This window comes from Heliomicrobium gestii (genome assembly GCF_009877435.1).
In the GTDB taxonomy this organism is placed as follows: domain Bacteria; phylum Bacillota; class Desulfitobacteriia; order Heliobacteriales; family Heliobacteriaceae; genus Heliomicrobium; species Heliomicrobium gestii.
In genome coordinates this window covers 162,066-174,516 of record NZ_WXEX01000006.1, presented here as the reverse complement: position 1 = coordinate 174,516, position 12,451 = coordinate 162,066, and the positions used below count along the sequence as shown (strand labels likewise).

General features: G+C 53.7%; 8 protein-coding genes. 4 read left to right on the top strand and 4 right to left on the bottom strand.

Features of this window, described 5'->3' with window-relative positions; genetic code table 11:
- Positions 1-2 precede the first annotated feature (2 nt).
- Genes csaB through GTO89_RS08795 form a run of 3 tightly spaced genes read left to right on the top strand, consistent with a single transcriptional unit; the run spans position 3 to position 5,415 of the window.
- The gene (gene csaB, locus GTO89_RS08805; RefSeq protein WP_161261701.1) at positions 3-1,118 is read left to right on the top strand and encodes a polysaccharide pyruvyl transferase CsaB; all 1,116 of its coding nucleotides are present in this window, start codon (positions 3-5) and stop codon (positions 1,116-1,118) included.
- Positions 1,106-1,924, top strand: a complete 819-nt coding sequence (locus GTO89_RS08800; RefSeq protein ID WP_235920339.1) for a WecB/TagA/CpsF family glycosyltransferase — start codon at positions 1,106-1,108, stop codon at positions 1,922-1,924. Before csaB ends, GTO89_RS08800 begins: the two co-directional genes overlap by 13 nt.
- A gap of 26 nt (positions 1,925-1,950) precedes the next feature.
- A complete protein-coding gene (locus GTO89_RS08795) occupies positions 1,951-5,415 on the top strand; it encodes a S8 family serine peptidase (RefSeq protein ID WP_161261700.1) in 3,465 nt (1,154 codons plus the stop codon).
- Positions 5,416-5,503: 88 nt separating this feature from the next.
- Here GTO89_RS08795 and GTO89_RS08790 read toward each other — a convergent pair whose 3' ends face one another.
- From GTO89_RS08790 to GTO89_RS08775, 4 genes are all read right to left on the bottom strand, one after another.
- Positions 5,504-6,349 (bottom strand): hypothetical protein, encoded by an 846-nt coding sequence (locus GTO89_RS08790; protein WP_161261699.1) that lies wholly within the window; start codon positions 6,347-6,349, stop codon positions 5,504-5,506.
- Between the two features lie 196 nt (positions 6,350-6,545).
- Entirely contained in the window at positions 6,546-7,547 is a 1,002-nt protein-coding gene (locus tag GTO89_RS08785; RefSeq protein ID WP_161261698.1) for a DUF4349 domain-containing protein, read from the bottom strand.
- Between the two features lie 5 nt (positions 7,548-7,552).
- Positions 7,553-8,140, bottom strand: coding sequence for a sigma-70 family RNA polymerase sigma factor (locus tag GTO89_RS08780; protein WP_328793891.1), 588 nt, complete (start codon positions 8,138-8,140; stop codon positions 7,553-7,555).
- Between the two features lie 108 nt (positions 8,141-8,248).
- A complete protein-coding gene (locus tag GTO89_RS08775; protein WP_161261697.1) occupies positions 8,249-9,652 on the bottom strand; it encodes a copper amine oxidase N-terminal domain-containing protein in 1,404 nt (467 codons plus the stop codon).
- 284 nt (positions 9,653-9,936) lie between these two features.
- Here GTO89_RS08775 and GTO89_RS08770 point away from each other — a divergent pair, with 284 nt between their 5' ends.
- Positions 9,937-12,204 (top strand): stalk domain-containing protein, encoded by a 2,268-nt coding sequence (locus tag GTO89_RS08770; RefSeq protein ID WP_161261696.1) that lies wholly within the window; start codon positions 9,937-9,939, stop codon positions 12,202-12,204.
- The last annotated feature ends 247 nt before the right edge of the window (positions 12,205-12,451 follow it).

The window sequence follows — 12,451 nt, the reverse complement described above, 5'->3', positions numbered from 1 at the left end:
ACGTGGCCACAATTGTACTTTCCGGTTATTTCGGATATGACAACGCAGGCGATGAGGCGCTGCTCAAAGCCATGATAGAAACGCTGCAGCGGTTGCGTCCTGATGTGCACATCGTCGTCTTATCCGGAAAGCCGGCCTTCACCCGACGACTGCACCAGGTGGAAGCGGTACACCGCTACAACCCCTTTTCCGTCATCACGGCGTTGTTGCGGGCCGACCTGGTGATCAGCGGCGGCGGCAGTCTCCTGCAGGATGTGACCGGTGTCCTTACGATTCCATACTACCTGCTCGTCATCGCGCTTGCCCGTCTGTTTCGAAGAAAAGTGATGTTTTACGCCCAGGGGATCGGCCCTGTGCGTCGCGCCTTTGGCCAAAGATTGATCCGCATGGTGGCCAACAAAGCCCATTTAATCACACTGCGAGATTTTGCATCACAAGAGCGATTGCGCCAGTGGGGGGTAAATGCCCCCCCCATTGTCGTAACGGCGGACCCTGTGTTCTCCTTATACAACAGGCAGGGGAGCCGGCGTGCAGCGGAAACAGGGCGCAAACAGGCGGTCTTTTGCCTGCGGCGCTGGCCGGACTTTGCCGAACTCGAATCATCGGTGCTGGCCGTCGCCGAGTACCTCCTCACACGGGGATGGCGCGTTTCCTTTCTGCCGATGCACCGTACAGAAGACACCCCGTACAGCATCGAATTGGCCAGTCGGCTCCAGCACCCGTCTGTCCAGGTGATCCAACATCATGCGGACTTCCAAGAGTCCATCGACATCATCGGCGCATCGGACCTGGTGATTGGCGTCCGGTTGCATGCGTTGATCTTTGCGACCATGCAGGGCGTGCCTGTCGTGGGGATCGCCTATGATCCCAAGGTGAGAGACATGATGAATGAGATGAAACGTCCGGCTTTTGGAGATGGGACGCCGCTCAATCCGGACACACTCATGGTCGAAGTGGAACGGATACTGGACGACTATGATGGGGAGAGGAAAAGAGCGCGCCTTTGGGCCGAACAGATGAGTGAGCGCTCTGAAAAAACGGCCCGCATGGCCCTGCAACTGCTGGAAGGCAGAGAGATAATCCATAGCGTGGAGGCCACAAAGCCATGGGGCAAATGAACGGGATAGAAGGGAACAGAAGCATCGAAACGGCAAATATCCTTGAAACGGTAAATATCCTCGGAACACCGGTGCACAGGCTAACGATGGCGGGGGCGATTCAGGAAATCGAAAGACGGATCAAATCAGGCGGTCGCCATCAAATCGTCACAGCAAATCCTGAAATCCTCTATAGCGCCCACCATGACCCATCCATACGACAACTGCTCTCCGAAGCCTCCCTGGTCACTGCCGACGGGATCGGTGTGGTCTGGGCAGCGTCCATACTCGGAAAACCGGTGGCAGAGCGAGTCACCGGCATCGATTTGATGGCCGACCTCCTGGCCCGAGCGGCAAAACAGGGTTGGCCCTGCTTTTTCTATGGAGGCAAACCTGGACGGAAAGAGGCCTCCCCAGAGGAAGAGCGATCTGTTGCAGAGGAAGCCGCCCGGCGTTTGTGTGACCGTTTTCCCGGTTTACAAATCGCCGGCACCGCCCATGGCTATATATCAGCATCAGAACAGGCGGCGCTCCACCTGCAGATCGACGCAGCGAAGCCCCGCCTGCTTTTTGTTGGTTTGGGCGCGCCCCGACAGGAACAATGGATTCGAGACTTTTTTCGGGCGACCACACTGAACGACATCGTTGCCATCGGCATCGGCGGCAGCCTCGATGTCTTCTCCGGACGTGTCCAGCGAGCGCCCCAATGGTGCCAGCAGTGGCATCTGGAATGGCTCTACCGGCTTGTCAAAGAACCGGCGCGGTGGAAGCGGCAGCTAAACCTGCCGCGGTTCGTTTGGGCCGTGCTGCGACAAGGGAAGCGATAAAGCCCCACGATTGGGAGATGAGACCAATGAAACGTGTCGGCTCCCTGGGAAGATCAATAGCGATGGGCCTGATCCTTGTCCTGACCTGGGGCGGACTGCCCATGGGGAAGAGTGCCTTTGCGGCGGGAGCGCCTACGGCGGCGACGGCGACAACGCAGGCCAGGCCCGAACTCTTAAACGACCGGACCCGGGATATCATCGGCGCGTCGCTGGTGGCTGTGCCGGAGGTCATCCACAAAAAAGGGATTCAAGGGCAGGGAGAGGTCATCGCCATCGCCGACAGCGGGCTGGACAGCGGCAATATGAATGATCTCCATCCAGACTTCAAAAGCCTGCCGGGAAACGTGCCGAAAGTCCTGAACATCAAGTCCTGGGCCGATGGACCCATCGCCGACGACAGCGGACATGGCACCCACATGGCCGGCATCGCCGCCGGCACGGGCGCGGCGTCACAAGGAAAATATCGAGGTGTCGCCCCGCAGGCGAGCCTCTATATCCAGGGGATCATCGACAAATCGGGCCAAGTGGCGCCGCCGGAAGATATAAGCAAACTATACGAACCCGCCTACAAAGCGAACGCCCACATCCATGTAGACGGATGGGGAACGCCGGGAAATACATACAACAAAACAGCCCTGGAGACAGACCGGTTTTCTTTCTTGCATAAAGACTTTCTCGCCGTATTCGGTGCAGGAAACAGGGGACCCGATCCGAACAGCCTGACCTGTGAGGGAACCAGCAAAAACGCCCTCGTCGTCGGCGCGTCGGCCAGCGCCCGCCCGAACGGTTCCTCCGGCGGCGGCGATATCCAACAGATGGCCGAGCTCTCCAGCCGGGGGCCGACGACAGACGGGCGAATCAAGCCGGATCTGCTGGCGCCGGGGATGGCCATCATCTCGACAGCGCCGCGTTTGCCCGGAGTTCCCGAAGATGAAGAACACCTGTACCGCCGGATGCAGGGGACAAGCATGGCCGCGGCGGCCACCGGTGGCGCGACAGCGCTGTTGCGGCAGTATTACCGGGAGATAGAGGACAGGAATCCTTCCGCGGCATTGTTGAAAGCTGCCCTGATCAACGGGGCGCGGAACTATACAGAAAACAAGTCCGCCGACAAAACCACCTTTGGTCTCCTCGATGTCGGCCGGACCATATTATCCCTTAATGAGCGGAGCTTTTCCTCGATTGACGATGTAGAAGGCATTGGCCCTGACGGGAAGAAAAGCTATGAAGTGAAAGCATGGACAGATCAAGCGCCCTTGAAAATCACGCTCGCCTGGACAGACCCCATCGATCAAGAGGGACGGCTCGTCAATGATCTCGATGTAACCGTTACCGCTCCAGATGGGACCACCTATACGGGCAATGCGCACATGGGTATAATCGGGCGGGACCAGAAAAACAACGTCGAGCAAGTCATCATCGCAAAACCCCAGTCTGGCACATACCGTGTAACTGTTACCGGCGCGCGGATCACCGTTGACCAGCAACCGTTTGCCTTAGTGATGGGGCAACCGTTACTTGAATCCAGCCCCTCCGGCAACGCCTCTTTGCAGGAGATGACTCGGAATCAGTCAGTGGCGCTGCAATGGGTATTCAATGACCAGTTGAAGAAAGAAGCTGAGGCGACCTTCCCCAGGGGAACCCAGTTCTATCAGTCTCCCCGATGCATCTATGCCATGTCGCGGGCCGTACGATTGCAAGGCGCAGAGGTGGCTGTCGCCGGAGGCAAAAACTATATCCTTCCGATAGAGCCCAGGTTGGCAGATCATGCCTATGCCCTTGATACGGCAGCAAAAATCACGGTCAACGGCCAGGGAACACCGATATGGCCCGTTGAGGCGAAAGGCGCCGCCGCCTTTGTCTGGATCCATCCGGGCAGTCAGAAAGCCATGCAAGTGGATGCGGTTTACCAAAAAACAGAAGGAAGACTTGAGCAATGGTCAACGGAAAAAGAAGAGTTGACGTTGATCGGCGACAAAAAAGTCTATCACGCCTCACCGGGATTGCCCATCCATACCGTCATAAAACCGGAAGGAGAGGCCTTTGTTCCGGGGCCGATCCTGACCAATCGCCAAGCTGACACGATTTTGCCGGGGAGCCAGGTTCGTCTGACCATTGACCCGCAACGACAGGAAGTTACCCAGATTGAGTCTGTGCGCACGGTCGTGCAAGGCCTGCTGACAAAGTCTCCAGATAGAGATCAGATGGAGATGGAAGGGTACGGCGCACTGCCCGTCCTGAGCGGCGCAACGATACGGCGCAACGGTGAGAAAGTAGACCTCCGGGAATTGCGCAGCGGCGACTATTTACAGGCGAACCTCGTCGGACAGGATAAAAAAGCCTATGGCGTGGCAGCCACAAGCGAGTCTCTCTGGGGAAAGATCGTTTTCGCCTCAGCGAAAGACAGGCTGATCTACTTCACCGACCAGTTTCAACGGTTGCACCGTTGTGAGCTAAAGCCGGATGCCGTGCTACAACGCTGGGATATGCCCGTTGATCTCACGGCGATTCCAATTGACGCATGGGGATGGATGACGCTCGGCAGCGACAACAAAATACAAGCGCTTCGTATCATTGAGAGCGCCGCGCCTCGCATGGCCTTGGTCCAGCAGTATGACAAACGGAAAAAAGAGATCGTGACCGCTAAAAATGAGCGGATACCGCTATTTTCTCTGACGGCTGTAACCAAGCAAGGCTTGCCTGTACCGGCCGAACTGATCGCGTCTGGCGCAACGATCCAATGGTCGCCCATTGCCGAACCGGCGAGCGCCGGAGCTCATTATGCCGGGGCGGTGACCGTAGCTGGAACAGGGAAACCGTCCAATGAGCCGCAGATCACCCTGAGCACATCGCTTATTCCCGTCGATCAACAGTTGTTTATTCTTGGCAAGACCAACGGAACCGACATATGGATCTATCCCAGCCTAGGAAATGAAAAAATCCATGTGCCTGTGCTCGCCAACGGGGAATATGCCTGGTGGACAGTGCCCAGTCCCGGAGAGAGCGGGTACCAAATCGTGGCGACTTCTGCGGGTGGGCAGGTGATCGGTAGGTATATGACCATACCAAAACGGAATGGCGGGGAGCTTAAAGACCTCTCTGGACACTGGGCGGAGAAATCCCTGACCCATCTGTGGAGACGGGGAATCATCCGCGGCTATCCGGACCGGACGTTCCGTCCCGATGAGCCCATTGACCGGCAGGAGTTGCGGCTGCTCTATGGACGACTCTTTGGCGGAGATGAAACCAGCGCAGCGGAAAGTGGTTTTTGGATGCAACCAGGCGTCGTCACAGGAAAGCAACTATTGCAATTTGTTCAAGAGAAGCGAGCACGTATGGGATTTCCGGACCGTTTTTCGGACGGGTCCCAAGTAGAAGAAAGTGAGTCGCTTAAATCGGACGAACCAGCGACGAGAGCATTAGCCGCCGTCTTACTGGACGAGTTGATACGAAAAATTGACAGGTACAAACAAATGGAAAGTGGACAGTAGCCATTATCCACCGGACAAAAGATAAACACCGCTTTTAAGCCGTCAGACTTAGAAGCGGTGTTTTCTTCTAGTAGTGTAAAATGGATGATTAAGGCATTGTGGGCGAAATGGAAACTGTTTTTTCAGATGACAATGGCCTGCGGTGTTTCACGTCTTCCCAGACAACACATTTGAAGGAATAATTCTGGTTCTTCGTAAGTTGGAAAGAAGCCTGGAGACGTTTATTTACTAAGTCGCCTGTCAGTGCGGCCATTTGAATGGGCTCGTTTCCGTCAAGTAAAAGAAATGCGATTGTAGCTGGACGGTCAATTCCCTTTGAACTTAAGGGAAATACGTTGGTGCTTATCGTTGCCATTGTACCGTCTATAGACAGGTCCGGATCAGATAAGTTAAAAAGAATTATGGGTTTATTCGGATCTGTGGGGGAACTAACTTTCGCTAATTCGTATGTCCCGTTGGTAATTCCCGCGTCGGAACCGTCAATCCGAACCTCGATGTTATCCCCTAAAATAGTGCCCACTTTGACGTAAGGCGTTATGGTGATGGCTTCTCTGTTTTGACGTGACGTGTTGGGTAGGGTGATTTGTAACACAGAATCGTCAATTTTTCTTACTTGACCACCGAAGTGCGTAATCACATCAAATTCGTCTGGATATACTTGCCAATAGACCATTTTCTCTACACTAACTGACGTGTCGTCAATCGTCACTCCTGGTGGAAACTCAATCGTTACCGTACCGTTAGACTGAAGATCCTCTGGGAAATCGGGATCCTCCTGTAAAGACAAAACCCCTAATTTTTGTTCATTCTTGTCGGCGTCGACAACGGGGAGGTCACTGACACTGTTATTTGTGGCCGCAAATGCGCTCGATGCAAAGGTCAGTGTTAGTAGAAAGAGAACGAATGCTCCAATCACGACTTTCCGATTCACCATAATCACCACTCCTTGCAAAATATTTATTTCCTAATATATCTCGAAATTACAAAAAAATCAATAATGACACAGCCTAACTTGCTACACATTAACCCAATTTTGACATTCCCAAAGTTCCCCGCCGACGAACCTAATTTGGGCCAGAAAAAAAGACTGTCGACAAAGTTCGTTGTCGACAGTCTAGTAATCGGTAGCATCATTGTCCATTTTCTGTTTCCATCATCAGAACCACGGTATGCGTGGCTGATTCCTGGTCCAAGGTAGTAATTTGCCGTTCTAACGATTGAATCTTATTTGACAAGGCAGGTTGTTGCGCCGCAGGGGTCGTGCTCAACTGACCTTTCAGGAAATTGACCTGTGTTACCATATCCTGATAGCTGTTCGTCACATCCTGATTGTCGCTCTTGTTTTCCACCAGCGCGCCAAGTGAGAGCGCCTGAATAAACGCTTGCAGTCGATCAGGCGGCAACTTAACCGTCAGGTTCTGAATGGTAAGTCCTTGAGACTGCTGCAAGCTCACACTGCCAAGCTGTCCGTTGACCTGGGCGATTGCTTTTTTCACGGCTTCGACGCTGGTGTCAAGAGAAGCGACGCGATAGCGAAGAAGTGTCCGTTGAATGACCATGGGCTTGCTTAACAGGTAGGTCCTCTCACTTTTGGCTACGGAGAGATCGTTTGCCGTATCCGGTGGGGGAGCGACCGGCGCAACCGACGGTTGGCTTTTTCCTACCGACGATTGTGGGGTCTGAACGGTCACTTTGGGAGCGTTGGCAGGAGAATTCCCAGACAGGTCGTCTGCCTGACTCGGGGTCTCGCCATTCGCTACAGAAGATTTGCTGACATCCCCTGCACTTTGTTTCGGCAGTGAGTCTGGAACAACATCTTGTTGCGCCACCACGGAAGGAGAAGGACCTGTCGGCGATGACGATTGCATCGCCACATAGACGCCACTTCCTGTCCCAAGGGCCAGCAGAAATACAGCGGCGGAAGCCACCCAGCGACGCATATCAACCGGACGGGTTGATGACGACGGTACGGGAAGCGGTGTTATCTGTTCCCGGGCGATGCGTTCCATTATTTGAGCGGCAAAACGATCAGGAGGCTGCATCTCCAGTGGAAGCTGCCGTAACGCCAGTTCGGCCTGCCGCCACAACTCAAACTCATGAACTTGTGTCATGCCGTTACGAACGGGCTTCATGATGCTCACCTCCTTTGTGTCGTCTCACCAGGCAGAAGAAAGCCAAACTGACCGGCTAACGATGATAAGACACTGCGCATCTGCGACTTGGCCCGGTTGATGCGAGACTTCACCGTGCCGAGAGAAGTCTCGGTCGCCGTCGCAATCTCTTCATAGGAATAATCGTAGATCTCTCGCAGAACCAAGACGGTCCGGTGTTCATCGGACAACTGCTGGAGCGCCTGATGAAGCATGGTCTTGAATTCTGCCGATTCGAAGGCTTCGAGCGGGTCGCCTGTCGTGGCAGCCACCTCTCGACTGGCCTTGGTGCTGTCATTCCAGTCCTCATCCAAAGACTCAATGACCACATTGCGGCCTTTGCGATTCATATTGATCCACGTGTTCACCGTAATCCGGTGCAGCCAAGTGCCAAAATCGGACTCTAACCGGAAGCTTCCGATATATCGATAGGCGCGGATGAACGCTTCTTGCGCCAAATCATTCGCATCATCGAGATTACCGGTCAGGTGTACGGCTAAACCGTAGACACGTTTTTGGTACAGTTCCACGAGCTGTGAAAACGCTTGGCTGTCGCCGGACTGGGCGGCGAGGATGAGATCTTTATGATCAGACAGAATTCCTCTCCCCCATCAATCACCAGAACAAAACCAGTGACATTACATTAGACAAGAGGAATGAGTGGAAAGTTCCACTCATTCCTTTCATTCTGCGTTTTTTTCGTAAACGAGGGTAGCTGCGCGGTCATAGGCGTTCCAGGAGACGGTGGCGCCAAAAGCCTCGGCAACCCAGCGCATCGGCAGGTAGAGGCGGTCATTCGTCATCTCAGGATAGACATCGATCAACGTGGCCTTGTCATTTACGAGCATTACCCGTTTGTCTGTGTACAATTTGACCTTCTGAGCGCCTCTGGTCAGTGTCACTTCATGGGTTTCATCATTCCATTGAATATTCTTGTCAGTTATCCCGAGTCCATTGGACAGATATCGGACCGGCACATAGAGACGGTCATTTTTATAATAGGGAAGCGCGTCCATTTGCCACTCGTCATTGTTGATCCGGTAGGTGTCTTTGCCGAGGGTAAAGGTAACCGACATAGGTTCCTTCTGCGTCTTCGGCGGTTTCGATGAGGCGGGAGTGGTGTCTTTCAGAAGCACAGGGCCTCTGTCGGTTCCGGCGACAATCTTTTGATTCGGCAAGATAACCAGGCTGGTTAAGGTCTGTCCTCCGGGGAGATGCACATTGATAGAAGCCCAGGAAGCTGCGCGATCTTTTGAAATATAGAGCTTTCCCTCTTTATCCGCCACGTACAGCGTCTGATCCTGATTGAAACTGGGCGAAAAGGCCAAGGCGGTAAAGGGAGGATGCTGCTCGATTCCGTCCGTCGCATCGGTCCAAGCCTCGCCACGGCTGGTGGACTTATATACCCTCCCGTGACCGCTGATTGCGAAGACGGAGTCGTCTTCTCTGTAATTCGGCGAGACGTAGTACTGTTCAAAGGTTTCCGCTCCCTGAACAGTCCGCCATGTAGAACCATAATCCGTGCTGCGTTTGTTGCCCACCTCTTGTTCTTCTCGGGTGAAGACGATCCCATCAGGAGTGGATGCAAAACGGTATCCGCCGTTTTCGGATTTCTGGATCCAGTTGGCGTCGCCGGCCGGGGTCAAGTTCAGTTTCCATATGTGCGTGCCGGGACGATTGATCCCGAAAATGACAGCTCCGTTCGAGGCGACAGCAAAATGTACGGTGTCCTCTGGGGCATTACAGACTTTTGACCACTGTTGCAGGGCGTTGTCCCATTTCTCAATCGTCAAGGACTTTTTATCCGCTCCCTTTAGCGCATACAGGGTTCCGTCGTCCTTGACATAAGTGTCCCAGACCTTGTCGTTGCTAAGCAAGGTAAACGCATCATCACTGTTGGCCCGGTAGAGTTTGCCGTCCATCAATAGATAGTACTGTTCCGGCGGCAGATCCTTCGTAGCTTTGATCACCTGTGCAGGAGTTTGCGGCCCTGTAGAACGCCATTCCATTGAAGCGAGGGCAGCAGGGACAAGAGACAGAAAGAAGATGGTCATTGCGAATAACTGAATTAGAAAACGTGTAGCCATGAAACCCCCTCCTTTTGATTTTAAGTACCTTCATTATATCGGTTCTGCGAAAGAGAACACAACTACCTGACGGTGCAGAGATGATAAGGAATAAAATGGATGAATGGCGATGGACAGAAAGGGGTCAGACGGCGCGAACTTTTATATCAGACGGCAAACAGACAACCAATCGACCTGATGACGATAGATAAAGGGGGGATGCTGCCGCGATAAAGACGACAGCACAAAGCCAAGAGACCGGAAGAGAAAAAGAAAGCAATCACTAAAATGTAGGAGGAACTTTTGTGAACAAGCTGAAAAAGACAGTCGCTTCTATTTCCACAGCCTTAATCATGACGACGATGCTGACTCCGGCAGCGATGGCCATGTCCAACAACTCTGTTGATATTGTAAAGAGCATCGCAGACGATGCGACCAGTGTCAAGCTGGGCAAACTGACCTTGAAAGAAGATAGCGATTTCACCAATGATATCCAAGGAGCGACTTCCTTCACCTATACACTGCCCTCGGGAATCAAGTTTGCCTCTAACGCTGTCTACGATATGGTTTACTACAACGACCCCGTTGATGGCGTCAAACCACTCTCCAACAGTGGCAGTCACTATGGATTCACTGTTACCAAAAGCGGCGACTACACCTTGACGATTCAAACGCCTTCCGGCCTCCAGGACAACAATATCCAAGACATGATCTCCATTCAACCGCTGATTAAAGTGGATGGATTTGACGGCGGCGATATTGAAGCGACCGTTAATCCCCTTGACTCCGGCGTCACCGGCGGCAAGTATGTTATCGGCCGTGTGGCAACGGGACAGAAGACCGCTGCTTCCTGCATCAAAGTCCAAACCATTGGTGAGCAGGATGCCCGTGGCGGTATCATTCGCATCGAAGAAAACTATGCCGGATCGCTGGAGAAAGTAACGGCGACGGATACCACAAAAGACCCCCTCTTTACCGTCAAACTGCCCAACAACTACAAATGGATTGACGATGCTCTGGATGCCAACGACACCCTGGTCAACGGCCTGGCCGGCTTCAGCGGCGTCACCTTCACGACCGTTGTCGATGGCGACCGCACCCTGAAGGTATATGGCGACCTCAGCGGCACCGGCGCCGACCGCGGCATCATTGAAATCACCCCTGGCATCAATGTCGGTTCTGATGCGAAATACGGCGATATCGTCGCTTCTGTAGAAGGAAAAACAGGCGACGTGTCCGACGCCGACATCACTGTGGCTACCTACGCCGACTATGGCACAGCCATCGCCGCCAAAGGCGAATTGAAAACCGCCCTGGCCGGTCAGTATGACAACGAATTGACCAAGCTCAGCATCAAAGAAAACATCGCCGGCTCCCTGTTCAAAGGACGTAAAATTCGCGTGGATCTGCCCTCTTGGGTCAAAGTGACCAACATCAAAAACTGGGACGTCAAAACGGGCGCCAGTGATGCCTTTGTCGAGCCGACCGTAAATGGCAAAGACAGCTATATCGAGTTCACCTACACCGGCAACGGCGTCGGAACCAGCAAAGCCGAACTCGAAGTAACGCTGGAAGTCTCCGTGAAGGGCGACGCCCAAGGGGATATCAAAGCTGTTGTATCCGGTCGTGCCGGCGCCCAAGGCGAAGCCATTCTGGGCAAAGCCGTGCAAGCCGTCACTGCCACCGCCGAAGCTCGGGAGCTTCGCGTCGGCGTCAAGAACCAAGCCCTGAGCGATATCGTCATCGCCGAGACCGATAAAGGCCGGATCATGAGCGACAAGATTGACGGCGCCTACCGGAACATCATGGTGGAACTGTCTGACGGCGTCGAATGGTCCTCCACCCCGACCGTCCAAGTGGTCGAAGGCAACCTGGAACTGGATACGGACAACATCTCCAAGGACGGCTCCTTCCTGACGATCCCTGTCAAAGCCGGCAGTACCCAAGCCAGCAAGGTCAAGATCTCCGATATCAAAGCAGACCTTAACCGGACCATTCCCGAAGGTGACGTCACCGCCAAGATCAAAGGCAGCGCCGTCGTGGAAAACGACAAAGACGCCGCTAAGTACTATGACAACACCGGCGCAGAAGTATCCGGCAATGCCGGCGTCATCGACCCCGGCGAATTCGACCAAAGCACCGCTGTCCAAGTGACCGTGGCCAAAGTCATCACCCCGGCTCCCGGCGAACAAAAACGCACCGCCCTCTTCCAAATCGGCAACAGCAAACTGAACATCGGCGGTGTGGAATCGACGATGGATGTAGCCCCCTATATCAAAAATGACCGCACCTACCTGCCCGTCCGCTATGTGGCCCAAGCTGTCGGCGTCAATGACAGCAACATGATGTTCAACAGCAATGACCAGAGCGTCGTCCTCATCAAAGGCGACCGCGTCGTGAAAATGACCATCGGCAGCAACATCATGACCGTCAACGGTGTTTCGATTCAGATGGATACCGCTCCCGAGATCGTCGCCCCCGGCCGTGTCATGCTGCCGGTTGGCTGGGTTGCTCAAGCCCTGGGCATCTCCGCCAAGTGGGATGGCGCCACCCAAACGGTAACCATTAACTAAGAGAGATAATATGGGAGCAGAAGCCGGATTCGTCCGGCTTCTGCTCCACTTTCTCATGCTTGAAGAGTTTGATTCGCCATAAAAAATGGAGAAATATAAGAGGCGAAACAGAACATAACGGAAAGAAAATTTTTTGATTTTTTTTCGACGTAGAGGGAACCTTTCTCTCCTCTGGGTTGTCTAAGAATGCGTAAGGATTTCAGTTAGGCGGAATTATGTTCCCGGCTGAAGTTCATGCGAATTAACA